The following is a 19819-nucleotide window of genomic DNA, read 5'->3' as shown; positions in this document are numbered from 1 at the left end:
GGATGCGCATCCTCGTCGCCGGCGGAGGACTCGCCGGCCTGGTCGCCGCCCTCGGCTCCCTGGAGTCGGGGGCCGAGGTCACTCTCCTGGAGAAGGGCGTCCGGCCCGGCGGCTCCTTCGTCTACTCCAGCGGCTATATCTGGTCCTACCGGGATCTGGCAACCTTCCGCCGCGAGGTCCCGGCGGGCGACGCCGCACTGCAGAGGCTCATCCTGAGGCGGCTGCCGCCCGACCTCGGCTGGCTGGAGGAGCGCGGCGCCCCCGCGCTCGCGCGCGAGACGGGCAACCCCCTGACCTTCGGCGCCCGCTTCGACCCGGAGCGGGTGGTAGCTTCCCTCGTGCAGCGCATCGCGGCCGCCGGAGGGCGCATCCTGACGAACGCCCGGCTGCGCATCCTGACCCTCGCCGGAGGCCGGATAGCCGGAGCGGAGGTGGCGCAGAACGGCGGGGAGCGCCGGGAGCCGGCAGACGCGGTGATCCTGGCCACCGGCGGGTTCGCGGCCAGCCGGGAGCTGGTCCGGCGGTACATCCTCCGGGGCCCCGGGGAGCTGCAGCTGCGGGCACACCCCCGGAGCACCGGGGACGGCTTCCGCGCAGCTCTGGCGGCGGGTGCGCTGGCGAGCCCGGGCCTCGACGGTTTCTACGGCCGCAACCTGCCCGCACCTCCCGCCAACTTCTCTCCGCAGGAGTTCGTCGAGGTCTCCCAGCTCTACGGCCGCCACGCCGTAGCCCTGAACGCCGCGGGCGAACGCTACGCCGACGAGGCCGCCGACTGGTCGGAGACGGCGCTCGTCCGGGCCACCGCCCGCCAGCCGGGCCTCCGGGCGTGGTACGTGCTGGACGCCGCGGCCCTCCGGCGGCGCGTCCGGGACCGCACCGTGGAGGAGATGGTCGCGGCGGCCCTGCGCGCCGGGGGGACGGTCCTGCGGGCGGAGAGCCTGGAGAAGCTTGCAGAAAGGCTCGCGGAGCGGGGCGTGCCCCTGAAGAGGGCGCTCCGCACGCTCGGCGAGTACGACGCCGCCGTCTCAGCCGGCCGGGCAGCGGAGCTCTCACCGCCCCGGAGCGAACCGGCCGCGCCCGTGCGGGTCCCCCCGTTCATGGCCGTGGAGGTCGCGCCGGCCATAACGCACACCACGGGAGGGCTCGCGGTCGATGCGGGGTGCCGCGTGCTCCGGCAGGCGGACGGGCGGCCGCTGCCCGGGCTGTACGCAGCGGGCGTCGAGGCCGGCGGGGTCTCGACCGGCGGGTACGCGAGCGGCCTCGCCTCGGCGCTGGTCTTCGGCCGGGTAGCCGCCGGTTCCGCGGTGGAAGACGGAAAGGCGGATCTCAAGCGGTAGCGGAGATCAGGTACTCGACGACGGCCTCCAGCGAGCCGCGCTTCTTGAGGACGGCCCGCTGGCGCTCGGACCCGCTCCCATCCCTCACTATCTCCAGCACCCCTGCCAGCTCCTCCTCACACCCGAGATCCTGAGCAACGGGCCGTAGCCTCCGGACCAGCTCCCGGACCGCCTCCCGGGCGGCGATGCTCCGGCCGGCCGTAAAGTCGTAGAATCGGGCGTCGAGGCCGTGGCGGGTGGCCCGCCACTTGTTCTCCTGCAGGAGCACGGGGCTCTCCGGAGGCGGGTGCTCCCCGGCGGTCGCGACGATGCACCGGGCGAGGGCGGCGAGTGAGACGGTACGGTCGAGCTCTGTCTGGGCGTCCGGCGCGCGTAGCTCCACCGTCCCGAGCCTCGGGTGCGGCCGCACGTCCCACCAGCACCAGGTGTAGTCCGGCACGCTCCCGGCCTCCGTCAGGACGGCGACATGCCGCTCGAAATCTTCCCAGCAGCTGAAGGCGGGTGGCACCCCGGAGCGGGGGAAGAGGTCGAAGACCTTAATCCGCACAGAAGCCAGCCGGGTGTCCCGGCCGCCCCAGAAGGGCGAGTTGGCCGAGAGGGCGAGGAAGAGCGGGATGTACCGCGCGAGCGCCCCGACGCCCAGGATGGCCCGTTCCTCGTCCGGTACCGCCACGTGCACGTGCAGGCCGTATATCGCCTGCATCCGCGCCGCCCAGCCCATCTTCTCCTCCACCCGGCGGTAGCGCTCGCCGCCGGTGAGCGGCTGGTCTACGGCCTCGCTGAAGGGGTGCGCTCCCGCCGCCGCCAGCCGCACGCCACAGCTCTCGGCCAGCTCCCGAGCCCTCCGCCGCAGGGCGGCCAGCTCCGCCGCCAGCTCTCCCAGCGTGGAGCAGACCGGAGACCGCACCTCCAGACACGAGGAGAAGAGCTCGGAAGCCAGAGAGTCCCCGGGGAGCCCCACGGTGTCGCGGGCGGCGAGCAGGGAATCGATGGCGGGAGCGAGCCCGAGCGTGCCGGGGTCCACCAGCTGAAACTCCTCCTCCACACCCACGGTGTAGCGCGCCGAGGCGTCGAAGTTGGTCTCCATTCCGGGTACTTTACACCGGACCGGCGATCCCGGCACCCGGCGGAGGATTCCGCCGCTACCCCTCCCCGGCCAGCCGGGAGAGCACCCGCCGGTGGATCTCGAAGTCCTCCTCCCCGAAGAGCACGAAGCGCACCAGCCGCACCGACCCCAGCCGCGGCGCCTCCTCCAGCACCGTCCCCAAGGCGACCTCCGCAGCCTCCTCGACCGGGTAGCCGAAGACCCCGGTGGAGATGGCGGGGAACGCCACGGATTCCACCCCGTTCTCCTCGGCGAGCCGGAGCGCGTTGCGGTAGCAGCTCGCGAGCAGCTCCGCCGCCGGCTCGTCCCGCCCGTAGACGGGACCGAGGGTGTGGATCACGTACCGGTTCGGCAGCCCGTGCCCCCCGGTTATGACCGCCTCCCCAGGACTTATGGGCGCCAGCGGCCGGCACTCCTCCTCCAGCCCCGGTCCGGCAGCCCGGTGGATCGCACCGGCGACCCCGCCCCCCGGCCTCAACTCCGCGTTCGCCGCATTAACTACCGCCGCGATGTCCTCCTGGGCCGTTATGTCCCCGCGTACGCACTCGACCGTCACGCCGTCTATCCTCGCCATGATCCTCACCTCCCGCAGAAGAAGTTTAAAGCAGAACCGGCCGCCCGTTGAACGTCCCCGCGCGCTTTGTATAATCCCGACAAAAGATATCGGATTTAGTGGGAGGTGGTATGGCCGAGACTCGGCAGAGCAATCAGGTCGCGGCCCGGACGGCGGAGCGGGCCGCGGGCGCCGTGGGAGCGGAGCTCCCTCCGCCCCGGCTAGGTGTAGCGCTGGGGGGTTCTCTGGCGCTGGTGGCGCTGGGGTATGCGATCGTGGCCGGGCACGGCGTTCAGCAGGGGATCCTGTACGCGCTGGGGGTGCTGCTCGGCATCGCGCTCTACCACGCCCGGTTCGGGTTCACCTCGGCCTTCCGGCAGCTCGTGGCGGTGGGTCAGGGAGCGGGGCTGCGGGCGCACATGTTGATGCTGGCGGTGGCGAGCGTGCTGTTCGCCCCGATCCTGGCGGCCGGGGTCGGGTTTTTCGGGGTGGAGCCGGCCGGTTTCGTGGCGCCGCTGGGATTGAGCGTGGTGGTCGGCGCGTTCATCTTCGGGATCGGGATGCAGCTCGGGGGTGCGTGCGCCTCGGGGACGCTCTTCTCCATCGGCGGCGGGCAGACCGCCATCCTGTTGACGCTCGCTGGGTTCATCGGGGGGTCGGTACTCGGGGCTTGGCATTGGGACTTCTGGACCGAGACGATGCCCGCGCTGCCGCCGGTCTCGCTCGCCGAGAGCACGGGGCTCGGCTACGGCGGGGCGCTGGCGGTACAGCTCGCCATCTTCGCCGCGATAGCCGGAGCGACGGTGCTCATAGCCCGGCGCAAGAACCCGCCGCCGCGCCGGCCGCCGGCCGCCGCCTCCGGAGTGGCGCGCGTGATTCGCGGCGCGTGGCCGCTATGGGCCGGTGCGGTCGTGCTGGCCGGGCTCAACGCAGCCACCCTGCTCGTCCGGGGCGAGCCGTGGGGTATCACCTCGGCGTTCGCGCTGTGGGGGTCCAAGATCGCGCAGGCGCTCGGCGTTGATGTGGCGAGCTGGAGCTACTGGTCCGGCGAGCGGGCCGCCGCGCTGCAGGCGTCCGTGCTCGCCGACTCCACGAGCGTGATGAACTTCGGGATCGTCTTCGGCGCTCTTCTGGCCGCCGCTATCGGGGGGTCCTTCGCCCTCCACCGTCGGATACCGCCGAAGACGGCGGCCGCCGCGATAATCGGGGGGCTCCTGATGGGTTACGGCGCGCGCCTGGCCTACGGCTGCAACATTGGAGCGTACTTCAGCGGCGTCGCATCCTTCTCGCTGCACGGCTGGCTGTGGATCGCGATGGCGCTTATCGGCACCTACGCCGGGCTCAAGGTGCGGCCGCTCTTCGAGCTCGCCAACCCCAAGCCCACCGACTCCAGCTGCTGACGAACACGGGGAAAGGAGGAGATCATGGCGCACCACGAAGGAGGGCACGCCTGCTGCGGGCCGGGCTACGCCTCGCCCGAGGAGGCCATGCAGGCCGAGCGCGAGAGGGTGCTCTACACAGTGGCGCTCTACGTGGGGACCGGGGTGGAGGAGCCGGACTACCTGGCCACGGTGGACGTAGACCCAGACTCGCCGACCTACTCGCAGGTGATCCACCGCACCCCGATGCCCAACGTGGGCGACGAGCTGCACCACTTCGGATGGAACGCGTGCAGCTCCTGCCACCACGACGCGAGCAAGGAGCGCCGGTACCTAATCATCCCGGGCCAGCGCTCCGGGCGCATCCACATCGTGGACACCGCCGATGAGCGCGCCCCGAAGCTCCACAAGGTCATAGAGCCGGAGGAGATAGTCGAGAAGACGAACCTCAGCGCCCCGCACACCGTCCACTGTCTGCCGGACAAGATCCTCATCTCCATGCTCGGGGACGGTGCGGGCAACGGGCCGGGCGGCTTTCTGGTGCTGGACGAGGAGTTCAACATCGCCGGCCGCTGGGAGCGCGAAACCGGCGGCATGGACTACAACTACGACTTCTGGTACCAGCCCCGGCACAACGTGATGGTGAGCAGCGAGTGGGCCGCCCCCAACACCTACCGGGACGGCTTTAAACTGGAGGACGTGGAGGCCGGCAAGTACGGCCGCAAGCTCCACTTCTGGGACTGGGAGAAGCGCCAGATAGCGCAGAGCTTCGACCTCGGCGAGGAGGGCATGATCCCGCTCGAAGTCCGCTTCCACCACGATCCCGAGAGCACCCACGGCTTCGTCGGGGCTGCCCTTAGCTCCAACATGTTCCACTGGCACAGACAGAACGGCTCCTGGCGGGTGGAGAAGGTGATAGACGTGGAGCCGGTAGAGCTGGAGGGCTGGCCCTTCCCGGTGCCGGGGCTCATCACCGACCTGCTCATCTCCCTGGACGACCGCTTCCTCTACTTCTCCAACTGGCTGCACGGGGACATCCGCCAGTACGACATATCCGACCCGTCCAACCCGCGCCTGAGCGGGCAGGTGTGGTGCGGCGGCCTGCTGGGCAAGGCGGAGGAGCTGAACGGCAAGCGGCTCATTGGTGGCCCGCAGATGCTCCAGCTCAGCCTGGACGGGAAGCGCCTGTACGTCACCAGCTCGCTCTACAGCTCGTGGGACAACCAGTTCTACCCGGAGATGGCCCGGGAAGGCTCCTTCCTGCTGCAGATAGACTGCGACACCGAGAACGGTGGCATGAAGATCAACGAGGACTTCCTGGTAGACTTCGGGCAGGAACCCAAAGGTCCCGCCCGCGCGCACGAGATGCGCTACCCGGGCGGTGATGTGACCTCGGACATCTGGTTCTGAAAGGGGCAACGCCGGATAAGAGTCGCCAGACTGCACGAGCTGAACCTCCCGGTGGCGGAGGCCCGGCGCCTCCAGAGCGAGCTCGCCTCCCGGGTGCAGACCGGGCCGCCGCTGGACCTGGACCGGGTGCGCTTCGTAGCCGGCGCCGACGTCTCCACCGGGGACGAGATGGCCTACGCCACGGTCGCCGTGCTGCGCTTCCCGGAGCTGGAGGTGGTGGAGGTGCGGGGAGCCGGAGCTCCCCTGTCTTTCCCCTACGTCCCGGGGCTGCTGGCCTTCAGGGAGATACCCTCCGTGGCGGAGGCTCTGAGCCGGATCGAAACCCCGGTGGACGCCGTGATCTTCGACGCCCAGGGGCTCGCCCACCCGCGGCGGCTCGGGCTGGCCTCGCACCTGGGACTCTTCCTCGACGTCCCGAGCGTGGGCTGCGCCAAGAGCCGCCTCACCGGGCGCTTTGAGGAGCCGGACCGGAAGAAGGGCAGCGCAACCGACCTCGTAGACCGGGGTGAGGTCGTCGGCAGGGTGGTCAGGACCCGGGACGGGGTCTCCCCCGTCTTCGTCTCGGTCGGCAATCGCATAGACCTGCAGAGCGCCGTGGATCTGGTCCTGGCCTGCTGCACCCGCTACCGGCTGCCCGAGCCGACCCGCCAGGCCCACAACGCCGCCAACCGCCTCCGCCGGGCGGGTGGGAATCAGGAGAGCCTGTTCTAACCCTCTACCGCAACCCCCAATCGAGGCCGCGGGCCAGGCTTCAAGATGCGTCCGCCTTTTACACATAAAAGTGTGCTACACTGTTTTGTGTGGCAGATCGGAGGTGAGTGGTAGTGGCGAACCGCAACGTGACGTTGAGCTTGCCCGAGGAGTTGCTCAAGGAGGCGAAGGTGCTGGCTGCGCGGAGGGAGAGTTCGCTCTCGGCGCTTCTGGCCGGGGCTCTGCGAGAGATGATCGATCGGGAGAGTGGTTACGCTCTGGCCCGGGAAGAGGAGCTTTTCGAGCTGGAGCGGGGCTTCGACCTCGGCACTCACGGAGAGATAACCTGGAGCAGGGAAGAGGCGCATGAGCGCCGCTGAATCGGCGGCAGAGGGCCAGGACAGGCAGGGTTTCGAGCAACGTTTTTTCGTAGACACCAACCTGTTCATCTACGCTTACGACGAGAGCGCCGGAGAGAAGCGCGAACGGGCGAGGGCGCTGGTGGCGCAAGGTTGGGAGCAGCGGCGTGGGTGTGTGAGCGTGCAGGTCTTGCAGGAGCTTTACGCCAACCTCACCCGCAAGGTCGCAAAGCCCCTGCCGCCGGAGCGGGCCCGGCAGATAGTCCAGAGGCTCCTGCGCTGGAGGGTGCACACTCCGCCTCCCGAGGAGGTGCTTCGCGCGATAGACCTCCACCGGCAGGCCGACATCTCTTTCTGGGACGCCATGATCCTGACCAGCGCCCGGTCTCTGGGGTGCAAGGCTCTCTACTCAGAAGATCTCAACGCCGGACAAAGCTATGGTGGGGTGGTAGTGATCAACCCCTTCGCCGGGATCCGGTAACGCTCCCCGAAGCCGCCCCTAACGCTCTTCCAGCGGCACCCAGCGGCGGTCGCGCTCTCCGACGTACTCGGACCGTACTCCTCGAGCAGCTCCACGGCCTCCTCTTCCACGTACCGGGAGAGCCCGTAGAGCCGCATGTCCCCGCCGGCGCGGTACATGCGCCCGGCCGCTTCAGACAGGATCTCTGCCCGCGGGTCGCACACTGGGGCGGACGGCGGCTCATCCGGCCCCGCGCCCGCTACACCGGCGAGCGGCCGGAAGAGAGGGTCGAGTAGACTCACCGCAAGACCTCCGGGATCTGACCCCGGCCTGCGGGGGGCCGCGTCAGCTCCTTCCGGCCGAGATCCCGTACATCAGGGGCAGCGCGGGCACGTCCTCCGGCGGGTACATCCGGCGGCCCGGCAGCTCGCGCATCCGGGCGAACTGCCGCTCCCCGTTGGAGTACGGGTACTCTTTAAGTACCAGGACCCGGAGCCCGGCTCCGGCCAGCGCCGATACCACCTCCCCCAGCCCCCACCGGAAGAGGTGGCACGCCTCCGGGTTGCGGAAGTCCCGTACTCCTGCGGCGTACCCGGCCGGGGTCAGGCCGCCTTCGGACTCCGCCACGTAGTCCCCCACCCCGGCGGCGTCCTCCAGCGGCGCGCCGCCCGCGTAGTAGTCGTGGGCGAGGTTCCAGTCGCGGTCGAACATCATGGCCGCCGGGTGGAAGTCCACCAGCACGAAGCGCCCGCCGGGAGCGAGCACGCCGGCCACCCCGGCGGCCCAGGCGTCGAGGTCGGAGAGCCAGCAGACCACCCCGTAGGAGGCGAAGACCCGCTCGAAGCGGCGCGCCCCCCGGTTCTCCTCCAGCCAGTCGTAGACGTCCCGGCGGTGGAACTCGGCGGGGATGCCGGCCGCTTCGGACAGCCTGCGGGCCGCACCGATGGCCGCGTCGCTTATGTCCACCCCGGTGACGGCGGCCCCGAGCCGGGCCAGGCTGAGCGAGTCCCCGCCCGCGTTGCACATCAGGTGCAGCAGGGTCTTGCCCCGCACGTCCCCGAGCAGCTCCAGCTCCTCCGGGAAGAGGGTGCTGCCGCCCGCGCGCAGGAAGCGGGCCAGGTCTCCCCGGTGGCTCTCGTGCGCCCCGACGGCCGCGTTCCACGAGCGCCGGTTCTGCTCGCGCCGCTCCCGGCCGCTCAACGCCGCACCTCCCGCAGCACCGCCATAAATCCGGCGACGGTCTCCCCCCACCGGGGGAGCTCCGCGGCGCGCCGCAGCGCGTTTTCGGCGAGCCTCCGCCGCAGCTCCGGACCGTTCAGCAGGCGCTCCAGGGCCGCGGCCAGGGCGGCCGGGTCGTCCGGCGGCACCAGCAGGCCGGCCGGTCCCACGAGCTCCGGGACCGGTCCCACCTCGCAGGCCACCACCGGAAGACCGCAGGAGAGCGCCTCGGCGTAGACCATCCCGTACCCTTCGTAGCGGGAGGGCAGGACGAAGAGGTCCGCCGCCGCGTACAGCGACTCCAGCTCCGCATCCGGCACGGCCCCGGCGACCCGGATCCCGGCAGTCTCCCCAACGGCGGCGCGCACGGCCGCCGCGTACTCCGGGTCGGCGTCCGGCTCCCCGGCGAGGACGAGCTCGGCCCCGGCCGGCTCCAGCCGCTTCCAGGCCTCGACGAGGGTGAGGATACCCTTGCGCGGGATCCACTGCGCCACGCAGAGCGCCACCAGGTTCGGCGGAGAGCTCCCCGAAGCCTTACCCAGCCGGTCGAAGCCCGGCGGCACGACCCGGATGCGCTCCGGCGGGACCCCCCGCTCCTCCAGGACGCTCCGCCCGTGGTCGCTCACCGCCACCAGCCGCTCGGCGCGCAGCAGAGGCTCCTCGTAGCGGGCCTCATCCGGAACTCCGGAGCCCGCGGCGGACGGCAGCTCGTGCACCAGCGCGACGGCGGGTGTCGAACGCCGCCAGCGGTCGAGGTGCGGCGCGAGGGCTCTGCGGGCCAGCGCGTCCACCACCAGCACGTCGTACGGCTCCGGCTCGAAGGCGACCTTCGCGGCCCGTTGCTCCTCCGGCGAGGCTCCGGCCAGCGAGATCTCGTCCACCGCAACGCCCCGCTCCCGCAGCCCGGCGCAGACCCGGGCGTTGTACAGGTAGCCGCCGGTGCGGCGGCCGGTATCTCCCACGGTGAGAAAGGCGACCCTCACATCAAAGAGCGTCCTCGCGGGCGGCGTAGACATCCGGCGACTCCCAGACGCGCACCAGCAGGGAGTCCAGGCCCCGGCCGCGCAGTCCCGGAGCGAGCTTCTCCCAGGCGTGGTCCGCCACCACCTCGGCGGTGGTGTTCCGCCCCTCTAGGCCCGGCACGTCGTCCAGGTTGCGGTAGTGGAGCCCGGCGGCCAGCTCGTCCACCGCTCCGCGCAGCTCCCCGATATCGAAGAGCACGCCGGAGCCGTCCAGGCGCTCGCCGCGCACCAGCACCTCCAGCCGGTAGGTGTGGCCGTGCAGCCGGGTCGCCGGTCCGAAGTCCCCGACCAGCCGGTGAGCCGCCTCGAACCGCGCCGCCACGTATATCTCGTACATGTCCTTCCTTCCACTGAAAAACGACAACTACTCTCCGGCGTAGTCCAGGATCACCTGCACCGCCTCCTCAGGCCGCTCCTCCAGCAGCCGGTACGCCTCCGGAGCCCGCGCGAACGGCAGGCGGTGGGAGACCAGCTCGCGCAGCCGCAGGCGGGGCAGCAGGCCGGTCACGGTCTCCAGCCGCCGCCGGAGGCTCCAGCGCGGGGCCAGCTCCGGGTTGATACGCCCGACCTGCGAGGAGCGCAGCCGCACCCGCCCCCGGTGGAAGCCCCCGCCGAGTTGCAGGGTCACGGGCTTCGTGCCGTACCAGGAGGCCGCGACGACCGTGCCCTCCTCCGCCACGCAGTCTATGGCGCTCTGGAGCGCCGCCCCCGAGCCGCTGACCTCCACCGCGACGTCCGCGCCCCGGCCGCCAGTCGCCTCCCGGACCGCCTCCGGCAGCCCTTTCCCCGGCTCGAACGCTTCGTCCGCGCCCAGCGCCAGCGCCAGCTTCCGCCGCCGGGAGATGGGGTCCACGGCCAGCACCGGCTCCGCTCCGGCACGCTTGAGGAGCTGGGTGACCAGCAGCCCCACTACCCCCTGCCCGAAGATTACGGCCGTCTCTCCGAAGCGTAGCGGGGTGTCGTGGAGGATGTTCAGGGCCGTCTCCAGGTTGGCGGCGAACACGCCCAACTCCGGGTCGAGCCCGGCGGGAAGCCGGACCGGCAGCTCCGCCGGGACCGTGAAGACGCTCTGGTGCGGGTGGTGGACGAAGACCGGGTCTCCGGGGTGCAGGTGCTCGACCGCGGAGCCGGCGTCCAGCACGCGGCCGGCGGCGGCGTAGCCGTACTTGATCGGGAAACCGAAGCTCCCCTCCAGCGTCGGCAGGTCGAGGGGCAGGTCCTCCGGTACCTCGCCCCGGTAGACGAGCAGCTCCGTCCCGGCGCTCACACCCGAGGCGGCGGCGCGCACCCGCACCTCGTCAGGACCGGGGGGCGGGGCCTCTGCTGCGCGCAGCCGGGCCTCCCGCGCCGACTCGAACCACAGGGCGCGGGCCGGGAGCGGGCTACCCGGCACCGGGGTACTCCACCCGGCCGTCCAGCACCAGGTCCACGCCGTAGCGCTCCACGGAGACCCCGGTCAGCCGCAGGGACCGGTCCAGCTCCCGGATGCCCAGGTCCCCCACGGCCGCTATGCCGCGGCCCAGGATCTTCGGCGCGATGCAGACCACCGCCCGGTCCACGAGCCGCTCCCGGAGCAGGGCCGTGATCAGGGTGGCGCCGCCCTCGACCATCACCGAGCCCACCCCCCGCTCGCCGAGCGCCACCAGGAGAGCCCTCAGGTCCACGCGTCCCGCGCCGTCCTCCGGGAGCCGCAGCACCTTCGCTCCCAGTTGCCGCAGCTCCCGGCACCGCTCCTCCGGGGCCCGTCGCGTGACCGCCAGCAGCGTTCCGCGCGCGGCCCCGCCGGAGAGCACGGCGGCGGCGGGTGGGGTACGCAGGGCGCTGTCGGCTACCACGCGCAGAGGGTCCTCGCCCTCCACCAGCCGGACCGTCAGGCGCGGGTCGTCCCGGCAGACCGTGCCGACGCCGACCAGGATGGCGTCGTGCTCGGAGCGCAGGCGGTGGGCGAGTTGCAGGGAGTCTTCGGAGCTGATCCACTGCGAGCTGCCCGTGACGGTGGCCAGCCGGCCGTCGAGCGTCTGGGCGTAGCTGAGGGTGACTCGCGGCCGTTCGGAGGAGACGTCGTTCATATCACCCCTTATCTTACCCGCACCGTGCTATCTTAAATTAAGTGTGCCGATCACTCACGCGAGGTAACACCCGATGAGTGAAGACAGGATACTCCTGGAGGGCATGGTCTTCTTCGGCCGCCACGGGACGCTGGCGCCGGAGCGCGAGCTGGGGCAGCGGTTCGTGGTGGACGTGGAGCTGCGCTGCGACCTGCGCCGGGCCGGAAAGACCGACGACCTCGCCGCGACCGTGGACTACAGCCGGGTCCACCGGCGGGCGCGCGAGATAGTGGAGGGCGAGCCCGTCAGCCTGACCGAGACCGTGGCCGAGCGGATAGCCGCGGCCGTCCTGGACGAGCACCCGATGGTGGAGGCCGTGCGCGTGCGCGTCCGGAAGCCGGACGTCCGGCTGGAAGACACCGTCCTCTCCGGCTCGGCCGTAGAGATCCTGCGCCGCCGGGGAGAATGAGACTGGAGCCGAGATAGCCGGGATCGAAGCACAGAACACCCCCCTCGCCGGGCCGGCCGGCGGAACGGACCCGGAGCGCCGGCGGCGGCTGGAGAGGCTCACGCGCGCCGGCACGGACGACCTGCTGGAGGCCCTGGGAGCCCGGGGCCGGACCGGGAGCGGGCTGCTGAAGCCGGTCCTCCGGCTCCCCGCGCGGCGCTTCGCGGAGCAGTTGCTCACCTACGACGAGGTCGTGGGGCGCAGCGGCCTTCAGGCCGGCGGGGCGTGGGCCATGAGCCGGTTCGTGCGGCAGGTCGAGGTCCGGGGCCGGGAGAACCTCCCCTCCGAGGGACCGCTGCTGGTCGTCGCCAACCACCCAGGCCTCTCGGACGCGATAGCCCTCTTCTCCGCCATCCCGCGGCCGGACCTGCGGGTCGTGGCGGCGGCGAACCCGCTTCTGAGCGCTCTGCCGAACACGGCGAGCCGCCTGTTCTACGTCTCTGGCAGCGGGCTGAAGGCCGTCCGCGCGGCGAACCGGCACCTGAGAGGCGGCGGCGCGGTGCTCACCTTCCCCGGCGGCAGGATAGAGCCGGACCCGGCGGTGCTGCCCGGCGCGGCCGAGGCTCTGGAACGCTGGTCGGAGAGCCTGGACCTCTTCGCTCGCCGGACCCCGGAGCTGACGGTGGTCCCGGCCGTCGTCAGCGGCGTACTCTCCCGGCGCGCGCTGCACCACCCCCTGACCCGGTTGCGCCGGAGACCGGAGGACCGGCGGTGGCTCGCCGCCGTGCTGCAGGCCATGGTGCCGGCCCTTCGCGAGGGCACCGTGCGCGTCGCGTTCGGCAAGCCTCTCAGCCCCGGCGGGGATTCCGTGAGCCGGGCCGTGGTGCGGGAGAGCCGGCGCCTGATCGAAGCCGCCGGCGAGTGATTAAAAATCTGCCGGGCGGGTACATAGCCGGATAGGCTATACTGCCCGTAGCACCTCAGGAGAACGGAGCCAGCGAGATGTCTGAGAGGGAAGAAAAACACCAGCAAAACCCGGGCCGCAGCAAGCAGGTCGACCGGCCCGGGAAAGAAGAGGAGAAGCGCCGCCACAGCCCCGGTCCGAGCGAAGAAGACCGCCCGGAGAGGAAGGAGAGCGCCGACCGCAGCGAGAGCCGGTAGCGGCAAGCCCCCTTCGCCACAGCTTCTCAGGGAAGCAGAAAAGAGCAGCAGCATGAGCGAGGCGACCCGAGCTTCATACTGGGTGATCGCGCTACACGATCGCCGTCAGATGAATGTACTGACTATGTACCTGATCGGAGGCGAAGAAGTCATGCCGGTCTTCACCTCCGAGGAGGAGGCCCGGCTCTTCCTGCGTTCGGCGCCTTCACGGGACGCCGGCTGGCAGATCCGGCCCACCACCACCGGCGAGCTCGTCTCGATCCTCTACGGTCCCTGTTCCGCGGCTCTCGGCGTCGCTCTCGACCCTCCGCCCGAGGCCGGTGACGCCCTGACGGCCGGTCTTGTGAGCATAAGCCGCGAGGTCTTCATCGAGCGGATACTCGAAAGACGCCGGGTCCGGCGCCCGGACGGCCTGAAGACCGGCCGGGCAAGCTAGTCCCTCCGGGACTCGTCGCGGGGCCGGAGCTGCGGGAAGACGTAGCCGAGGACGAAGGTGAGCGCGACGAAGACCAGCGCCAGGGCCCAGGCCCCCACCGGACCGCCGGCCTCCGCCACGAAGCCCAGCACGATGCCGACCCACGCGAAGTCCGAATCGCCGAAGGTGGTGTTCGCAAGCCCCAGAGTCCCCAGGTAGCCCAGCAGGAGCGCGGGGAGGAACGTGATGATCAGGCCGTTGGCGAAGGCGCCGAGGGCCGCGCCCCGGCGGCCGCCGGTAGCATTGCCGAACACCCCCGCTCCGCCCCCGACGAAGAAGTGCGGGACCATGCCGGGGATTATGAGCGCGAGCCCCAGCGGGCCGAGAAACGGCAGGGCCACAAGCCCGGCCGTCACGCTGGCGGCGAAGCCCACGATCACGGCGGTCGGAGCGTAGGGGAAGGTTATGGGGATGTCGAGGGCGGGGACGGCGTCGGGTATGACCTTGCGCGAGATGCCCTCGAAGGCGGGCACGATCTCGCCCAGGATCATGCGCACCCCGACCAGGATCACCCACACCCCGGCGGCGAACGTGAGCGCCTGCACCAGGGCGAAGACGAACGGGTTGAGGTCTCCGGCCAGCTCCGAGACGAACGCCGGACCGGCGATGAGCGCGAAGACCAGGTAGACCACGATCATGGCGAGCGCGGTGGAGACGAGGTTGTCGCGCAGGAAAGAGAGGCTGCGCGGGACCGTGATCTCCTCGGTGCTCCGCGCGGCGTTCCCGAGCGCCCGGCCTACGAGGCCGCTCGTCACGTACCCCAGCGTGCCGAAATGCCCGAGCGCGATGTCCTCCCCGCCCGTGATCCGGCGCATGAACGGCATCGCAGCCGCGGGCATCAGCACCATCACGCTCCCGACGATCAGGGCGCCCGCGAGCAGCAGGTTCACTCCGCCGACCCCGGCGGAGCTGAGCACTACCGCCACCAGCGCGCTCATGAAGAAGACGTGGTGGCCGGTGAGGAAGACGTACTTGAGGCGTGTGATGCGGGCGAGCAACAAATTCACCAGGAAGGCCAGACCCATTATCCCGGCCGTCTGCGCGCCGAACTCCGCCTGCGCCAGTCCCACGACGGCCTCGTTGGTCGGGATCACGCCCTGCAGCCCGAGCCCCTCGGAGATCATCTCTCCCAGCGGCTCCAGCGCCCCGATCAGGATGGTCGCCCCGCCGCCCAGGATGAGGAACCCGATGATGGTCTTGAGCGTCCCGCTCACCACGTCCGGGGCAGAAGAGCGCAGCGCGAGCAGACCGACGAGCGCCAGCAGCCCGACCAGGATCGCCGGGGTGCCGAGGATGTCCCGCAGGACGTTCAGGACCGCCACGGGCCTATCCCTCCAGCTCGGCGAGGGCGGCCCGCACCTTCTCCCCCACCTCGTCGCGGCTGGTGAAGTTCCTGACGACGACCACCCGGGCACCCTCGCGCCGCACGCGGTCGGCAAGCTCATCCGAGGTAAAGATTATGTCCGCATCCTGTCCCCGGGCGGCTCCGGCGTCCACCACATCCAGCGTGTACTCCACGCCCGCGGCGTCCAGCGCCTCCTTCAGACGGCTCTTGAGGATCACGCTCGTCCCCAGCCCCATCCCGCAGACGGCCAGCACCCTGATCACGATCCCCTCCTCTAGAGTAGTGGTCGTTACGGCTTCCGCGATGAGCCTCGCGGGCGAATCCATTCTAGGCCGCCGCGCGAGGCCGTGCTTCAAGACCACCCCCAGCGTTGCCTCGATAAGAGGCTCCGGCGGGGGGTTGCCTCCGCCATCCGGGCGCCGCACTCGGACCTCTCAGGTTCGAACTCGAGTGTTAGAGCGCCACGAAAATACACATATTCGCCGATCGGTGCCCCATTCCCCTCAGTTCTTGATAATGTCTAAGTAATCGTGATGAGATTGAAACATGTCACCGGCAGCGCGGCGCATCCCGGAGGTGGATCTGCCGGAGGCGAGGATCTGCCCGTTCCGGCACGCTACCTGATCCCCGCCCTGGCGGTCGCCGCAGCCTCGGCGCTGTGGATCGTCCCGGACTCCATGCTCCGGGAGCGGTTCTCCGCAACCCTTCTGTTTCTGGCCGCCGTTCTGGCCAGCACCCTTTTCGGAGGGTTGGGGCCAGGCCTCGCAGCCCTCGCTCTGGCGCTCGCAGCGAACGGCTACCTCCTGCTGCACTCCGTCTCCCAGCCCGGTCCCGGGCACATGGTGCCGCTGGCGGTGCTCGCGGGCGCGGGGCTGCTCCTCAGCGGAGCCGGAGCGCAGCTGCGCTCCGCACACCGGAGAAAACAGAGGCGAGAAACCTTCCGGCAGGAGATATTCGAGCGGGCGAACGCCGCCGCTTGGGAGGCCGAGGCAGACACCCTGCAGCTGACCTCCACCATTGGGCAGCCGGCGCTCTTCCCGGACTCCGGAGCTCTGACCGGCACCGTTCACCCCGAAGATCGCGAGCGGGTGCTGAGTATCTGCCGGTCGGTCGCCGACACGGGAGAGAGCCGGAGCCTCGAGTACCGGGTTCTCGCGGCGGACGGCGGCGAGCGCTGGGTGCGCAGCGTCCTGTCCGCCGTCCGGAGCAGGAGGGGCCGGGTGCGGCGGCTGGGCGGCCTGACACTGGATATAACGGAGCGCCGGCGCGCCGAGGAGAGGTACCGCTCCGTCTTCGAGAACGCGGTCGAGGGCATCTACCAGAGTGCCCCGGACGGCACCCTGCTAACCGCCAACCCCGCCTTCGTGCGCATGTTCGGCTATACCTCTCCGGAGGAGATCCCCGGCGTGGACCATCTCTACGCCGATCCGCAGGATCGGGGCGAGTTCATCCGCCGCCTGCAGGAGCGGGGATCCGTCAGTGAATTCGAGGTCCGGACCCGGCGGCGCGACGGAGCTCTCATGTGGAGCTCTCTGAGCGCGCGGGCCGTAAGAGGAGCCGATGGAAAGGTTGCGTACTATGAGGGCACCTGCCGCGACATAACCGAGCGCAAACAGACCGAGGAGCGGCTCAAGCGCAGTCTGGGAACCCTGCTGGCGCTCCGGGAAGCCGGCCAGATCCTGGGCTCCACCCTCGATGCCGGAGAGATCAGCATGAGGCTCCTGAAGATCATGCGCGAGGTCTTCGGGCTAACCACGGCGATCATCGACGTGGAGGACAGGGACGGCCAGCTCCGCATCTGGCGCGCCTCAGGGCTCGATGCTCTCTGGCCCAGAGCACGCTTCATGCCCGAAGCGACGGAGAGCCGGGAGGAGGTGATGTCCACCGGCAAGCACCGTCTGTTCCGGCTGCGGCGACCGGCGAACCCGGCGGAGTCCCTGATGGGGCTCTGTCTGCCGTTGAGGATCCGGGATCAGGTAATAGGGGTGCTGGAGGTCTACGGACCGCAGGATCTGACCGTCGACGAGATGCCCGAGATACTCGCCAGTCTGGCAAACCAGGCAGCCAGCGCGCTGGAGAACGCCCGCCTCTACGGAGAGCTGGCGGAGCGCGAGAAACGGCTCGAGAACCTCGTCAGGAAGCTCTTCGTCGCTCAGGAAGAGGAGCGACGCCGGGTGGCCTTCGAGATCCACGACGGACTGGCCCAGATGGCCGCCGCCGCTCACCAGCACCTCCAGGCCTTCGCCCGGTTCCATCCTCCAGACTCCGCGGAAGGTCGGGAGCTGCTCGAACGCTCTTTGGAGCTGGTACAGGACACCGCTGGGGAGGCCCGGCGGGTAATATCCAACCTCATCCCCACGGCACTGGACGATCTGGGGCTCAAGACGGCCGTGCGGCTCGAGGTAGAGAGCATGCGAGCCGACGGCTGGAGCGTGGAGTACGGTGGCACCCTGCAGGACGGCGAACGTCTGCCCGTGGCCGTGGAGACGGCGCTCTTCCGGGTAGCCCAGGAGGCGCTGAGAAACGTACGCAAGCACGCGCACGCCAGGCGGGTGAGCGTCGTGCTGGACCGAACGCGGCGGGGCGTACGCCTCCGGGTGAGGGACTGGGGCCGGGGCTTCGACCCGGATGCCGCCCCGGCCGGCTCCGGACCGGGCGAGCGGCTGGGCCTGTCCAGCATGCAGGAACGCGTAAACCTGCTCGGAGGAAGCTTCGAGCTCTCGACCCGTCCGAAATCCGGCACCCTGGTGACGGCCGAGATCCCGCTGACCCGTTCCGGAAGTTCCGTTCAGGAGGAGGATGACACCGATGGCTCTTGAGAAACGCGCGCTCCGCTCCGCTCCGGACGAGCAGAGGACACCCGGCCCCGGGGAGGTGGCAATGGCCCGAGTGCTGATCGTCGACGACCACGATACCGTCCGGAACGGCATAAGGGTCATGCTCGCCGGCGAACCGGGCATCGAGATCGCCGGCGAAGCCTCCAACGGGCTGGAGGCCTTGCACCTCTGCCGCAGGGTACGGCCGGACCTGGTCCTGATGGACGTGCGCATGCCAGAGCTGGACGGACTGGCGGCGACCCGGAGTATCAAGCGGCGCTTCCCGGATATCAGCGTGCTGATGCTCACGATGTATGAGAATCAGGACTACCTCCTGGAGGCGATCCGGGCCGGGGCCGCCGGATACGTGCTGAAAGACGCGCCCCAGCAGCATCTGGTCACCGCCATACGCAAGGTGCTCGAAGGAGAGACGACCTTAAACCGCGCGATGGCGAACAAACTCATCTACGATCTGGCCAACAATGCCCCCCGCCCGGGGGGAATTCTCTCGAGTGGAACGTCTTCCCACTCCCTCACACCCCGGGAGCTGGAGGTACTGGAGCTTCTGGCACTGGGTAAGACCAACCGCGAGATAGCCCAGCAGTTCGTGCTCAGCGTGGGCACGATCAAGAACCACGTCGAGCACATCATCTCCAAGCTCGGCGTCTCGGACCGGACCCAGGCGGTGGTGCGGGCACTGGAACAGGGCATCATCACCTTCCCCAAGTCGTAGCCGGAGGCCGACAAAATATGCCACCCGGCTGATGCTCACAGCCCGCCGGAGGCTCACCATTACTCTCATGAGAACCTCGAGCTCCTCCGGATCGAAAGCGCGGCGCCAGAGTGTATCCCGCCCGTAAACCCGAGCCGAAGAAGAACAACCCCAACGCGAGAAAGAGGCGGATAATCATCCTCGGCCGGGACGCCGTCGTCGGCCGCACCCTGGAGCTCCTGCTGCAGAGCGACGAGTACGAGGCCGAGTTCCTGCCCGAATCGGCGCTGGCAGATCCGCAGGCGCTGGAGGGCAGCGACCTGCTGCTCCTGACACCGGAGCCGGTCTCAGAGCGCCGGAGAGCTCTGCTGGAGTCGATCGCGGCGAACCCGGAAGCAAGCGGCATTCCGATCCTGGAGCTCAGGGCCGACGCGCCGGCCTCCCGGGCCGAGTCCGGGCGCTATACGATGCCCTGGCCCTGCGATGTAGAGGAGCTCAGGCACCGGATACGGAGGCTCCACTCCCTGGAGGAGCGGGATGAAAGTGAGGGCGATGGATCATGATCAGGATCTCCCTGGAGGTAATCCGCAGAACCGACCGCTTCGAGGTCGAGGTGCAGGCCGCGAGCATCCGGCAGGCGCTGAAGGTAGCCGGGGAGGTATACCCCGGCAGCGAGATCCGGGTGCTCTTTCCGATCGAGCCCGAGGTATTCTTCGTCAGGAGCGGCGTCGCAACGACGGAGCTCATGGAGAAGACCGGGGCAAGAGAAGCCAGCTGAGGAGGAACGCCCGGCTATGAAGGCAATGATCCTGGCCGCCGGCAAAGGCACCCGGCTGTTACCTCTGACCAGCGAGATTCCGAAGCCCCTGGCCCCGGTCGTGGACCGCCCGGTAATCGAGTACATCTTCGAGCTGCTGGCCGACGGCGGCGTAGAGGAAGCATACGTCAACATCCATCATCTCGCGGACTACATACTGGAGTTCTACGGGGGCACTCCCCGGATGAACGGCATGCGGGTCCACCTATGCCGCGAGGAGGAGCTGATGGGCACCGCCGGGGGCGTCAAGCGCCTCGAGGACCGCTTCGAGGAGACCTTCGTCGTCATCATGGGCGACGCCCTGACGGATATAGATGTGCGGGAGGTGGTGGACTTCCACAGGAAGCGCGAAGCCTTAGCAACGCTGGCGCTGGCCCGCGTCTCGGACACCTCAGAGTACGGGGTCGTGGAGGTGGACCGGGAGGGCAACATCCTGGGCTTTCAGGAGAAGCCCGAGCCCGAAG

General features: G+C 69.9%; 25 protein-coding genes. 15 read left to right on the top strand and 10 right to left on the bottom strand.

Annotated features, from left to right (window positions below):
- The first annotated feature begins 2 nt into the window (after positions 1-2).
- Complete coding sequence (locus E0L93_RS01810; RefSeq protein ID WP_132687679.1) at positions 3-1337, top strand: FAD-dependent oxidoreductase; 1335 nt, start codon at positions 3-5, stop codon at positions 1335-1337.
- On the opposite strand, the gene E0L93_RS01805 is transcribed toward E0L93_RS01810, so the two are convergent.
- Together E0L93_RS01805 and E0L93_RS01800 are read right to left on the bottom strand one after the other, a co-directional pair.
- Positions 1327-2424, bottom strand: a complete 1098-nt coding sequence (locus tag E0L93_RS01805) for a glutamate--cysteine ligase (protein ID WP_132687676.1) — start codon at positions 2422-2424, stop codon at positions 1327-1329. The genes E0L93_RS01810 and E0L93_RS01805 overlap by 11 nt on opposite strands.
- Positions 2425-2479: 55 nt before the next feature.
- Positions 2480-3016, bottom strand: coding sequence for a macro domain-containing protein (locus tag E0L93_RS01800; protein WP_132687673.1), 537 nt, complete (start codon positions 3014-3016; stop codon positions 2480-2482).
- A 110-nt stretch (positions 3017-3126) separates the two neighbouring features.
- Here E0L93_RS01800 and E0L93_RS01795 point away from each other — a divergent pair, with 110 nt between their 5' ends.
- From E0L93_RS01795 to E0L93_RS01775, 5 genes are all read left to right on the top strand, one after another.
- On the top strand, positions 3127-4395 hold the full coding sequence (locus E0L93_RS01795; RefSeq protein ID WP_132687670.1) for a YeeE/YedE family protein: 1269 nt from the start codon (positions 3127-3129) through the stop codon (positions 4393-4395).
- 24 nt (positions 4396-4419) lie between these two features.
- Positions 4420-5784 carry a selenium-binding family protein gene (locus tag E0L93_RS01790; protein WP_132687667.1) on the top strand — a complete coding sequence of 455 codons (1365 nt, stop codon included), beginning with the start codon at positions 4420-4422 and terminating at the stop codon, positions 5782-5784.
- 51 nt (positions 5785-5835) lie between these two features.
- Positions 5836-6495 carry a deoxyribonuclease V gene (gene nfi / locus E0L93_RS01785; protein WP_243638066.1) on the top strand — a complete coding sequence of 220 codons (660 nt, stop codon included), beginning with the start codon at positions 5836-5838 and terminating at the stop codon, positions 6493-6495.
- A 107-nt stretch (positions 6496-6602) separates the two neighbouring features.
- Positions 6603-6854 carry a ribbon-helix-helix protein, CopG family gene (locus E0L93_RS01780; protein WP_207890265.1) on the top strand — a complete coding sequence of 84 codons (252 nt, stop codon included), beginning with the start codon at positions 6603-6605 and terminating at the stop codon, positions 6852-6854.
- Entirely contained in the window at positions 6841-7314 is a 474-nt protein-coding gene (locus E0L93_RS01775; protein ID WP_132687661.1) for a PIN domain-containing protein, read from the top strand. Before E0L93_RS01780 ends, E0L93_RS01775 begins: the two co-directional genes overlap by 14 nt.
- On the opposite strand, the gene E0L93_RS01770 is transcribed toward E0L93_RS01775, so the two are convergent.
- Genes E0L93_RS01770 through E0L93_RS01745 form a run of 6 tightly spaced genes read right to left on the bottom strand, consistent with a single transcriptional unit; the run spans position 7269 to position 11602 of the window.
- Complete coding sequence (locus tag E0L93_RS01770) at positions 7269-7595, bottom strand: hypothetical protein (protein ID WP_132687659.1); 327 nt, start codon at positions 7593-7595, stop codon at positions 7269-7271. The genes E0L93_RS01775 and E0L93_RS01770 overlap by 46 nt on opposite strands.
- A gap of 43 nt (positions 7596-7638) precedes the next feature.
- Positions 7639-8493, bottom strand: a complete 855-nt coding sequence (locus E0L93_RS01765; RefSeq protein WP_132687656.1) for a class I SAM-dependent methyltransferase — start codon at positions 8491-8493, stop codon at positions 7639-7641.
- Complete coding sequence (locus tag E0L93_RS01760) at positions 8490-9527, bottom strand: glycosyltransferase family 4 protein (protein ID WP_132687653.1); 1038 nt, start codon at positions 9525-9527, stop codon at positions 8490-8492. The genes E0L93_RS01765 and E0L93_RS01760 overlap by 4 nt, the downstream gene beginning before the upstream one ends.
- On the bottom strand, positions 9496-9870 hold the full coding sequence (locus E0L93_RS01755; protein ID WP_132687650.1) for a 6-pyruvoyl trahydropterin synthase family protein: 375 nt from the start codon (positions 9868-9870) through the stop codon (positions 9496-9498). The genes E0L93_RS01760 and E0L93_RS01755 overlap by 32 nt, the downstream gene beginning before the upstream one ends.
- 27 nt (positions 9871-9897) lie before the next feature.
- Positions 9898-10926 carry a zinc-dependent alcohol dehydrogenase gene (locus tag E0L93_RS01750; protein WP_132687647.1) on the bottom strand — a complete coding sequence of 343 codons (1029 nt, stop codon included), beginning with the start codon at positions 10924-10926 and terminating at the stop codon, positions 9898-9900.
- Positions 10916-11602, bottom strand: a complete 687-nt coding sequence (locus E0L93_RS01745) for a RibD family protein (protein ID WP_132687645.1) — start codon at positions 11600-11602, stop codon at positions 10916-10918. Before E0L93_RS01745 ends, E0L93_RS01750 begins: the two co-directional genes overlap by 11 nt.
- Before the next feature lie 73 nt (positions 11603-11675).
- On the opposite strand from E0L93_RS01745, the gene folB reads away from it, so the two are divergent.
- The 4 genes from folB (at position 11676) to E0L93_RS01730 (ending at position 13626) form a co-directional block, all read left to right on the top strand.
- Positions 11676-12050, top strand: a complete 375-nt coding sequence (gene folB / locus E0L93_RS01740; RefSeq protein WP_132687642.1) for a dihydroneopterin aldolase — start codon at positions 11676-11678, stop codon at positions 12048-12050.
- 211 nt (positions 12051-12261) lie between these two features.
- The gene (locus E0L93_RS01735) at positions 12262-12954 is read left to right on the top strand and encodes a lysophospholipid acyltransferase family protein (RefSeq protein WP_132687639.1); all 693 of its coding nucleotides are present in this window, start codon (positions 12262-12264) and stop codon (positions 12952-12954) included.
- 77 nt (positions 12955-13031) lie between these two features.
- Positions 13032-13190 carry a hypothetical protein gene (locus E0L93_RS15655; protein ID WP_165874100.1) on the top strand — a complete coding sequence of 53 codons (159 nt, stop codon included), beginning with the start codon at positions 13032-13034 and terminating at the stop codon, positions 13188-13190.
- Positions 13191-13299: 109 nt separating this feature from the next.
- Positions 13300-13626 (top strand): hypothetical protein, encoded by a 327-nt coding sequence (locus E0L93_RS01730; RefSeq protein WP_132687637.1) that lies wholly within the window; start codon positions 13300-13302, stop codon positions 13624-13626.
- Here the strand turns inward: E0L93_RS01730 and E0L93_RS01725 are convergent.
- Together E0L93_RS01725 and E0L93_RS01720 are read right to left on the bottom strand one after the other, a co-directional pair.
- The gene (locus tag E0L93_RS01725) at positions 13623-14987 is read right to left on the bottom strand and encodes a PTS ascorbate transporter subunit IIC (protein WP_207890264.1); all 1365 of its coding nucleotides are present in this window, start codon (positions 14985-14987) and stop codon (positions 13623-13625) included. The genes E0L93_RS01730 and E0L93_RS01725 overlap by 4 nt on opposite strands.
- A 4-nt stretch (positions 14988-14991) precedes the next feature.
- Positions 14992-15435 carry a PTS sugar transporter subunit IIB gene (locus tag E0L93_RS01720; protein WP_132687632.1) on the bottom strand — a complete coding sequence of 148 codons (444 nt, stop codon included), beginning with the start codon at positions 15433-15435 and terminating at the stop codon, positions 14992-14994.
- Between the two features lie 108 nt (positions 15436-15543).
- On the opposite strand from E0L93_RS01720, the gene E0L93_RS01715 reads away from it, so the two are divergent.
- From E0L93_RS01715 to E0L93_RS01695, 5 genes are all read left to right on the top strand, one after another.
- Entirely contained in the window at positions 15544-17829 is a 2286-nt protein-coding gene (locus E0L93_RS01715; RefSeq protein ID WP_132687629.1) for a PAS domain S-box protein, read from the top strand.
- A gap of 61 nt (positions 17830-17890) precedes the next feature.
- On the top strand, positions 17891-18559 hold the full coding sequence (locus tag E0L93_RS01710) for a response regulator transcription factor (protein ID WP_132687813.1): 669 nt from the start codon (positions 17891-17893) through the stop codon (positions 18557-18559).
- A 110-nt stretch (positions 18560-18669) separates the two neighbouring features.
- Positions 18670-19101, top strand: a complete 432-nt coding sequence (locus E0L93_RS01705; protein ID WP_132687626.1) for a hypothetical protein — start codon at positions 18670-18672, stop codon at positions 19099-19101.
- Complete coding sequence (locus tag E0L93_RS01700) at positions 19098-19316, top strand: hypothetical protein (protein ID WP_132687624.1); 219 nt, start codon at positions 19098-19100, stop codon at positions 19314-19316. Before E0L93_RS01705 ends, E0L93_RS01700 begins: the two co-directional genes overlap by 4 nt.
- Before the next feature lie 16 nt (positions 19317-19332).
- Positions 19333-19819, top strand: a 487-nt coding sequence (locus tag E0L93_RS01695) for a nucleotidyltransferase family protein (RefSeq protein WP_132687621.1), incomplete at its 3' end; no start/stop codon positions are given.

Origin of the sequence: Rubrobacter taiwanensis (genome assembly GCF_004337705.1) — a bacterium.
GTDB lineage: Bacteria > Actinomycetota > Rubrobacteria > Rubrobacterales > Rubrobacteraceae > Rubrobacter_C > Rubrobacter_C taiwanensis.
The sequence above is the reverse complement of the archived record's forward strand: the minus strand, read 5'-3'. Positions and strand labels throughout refer to the sequence as shown.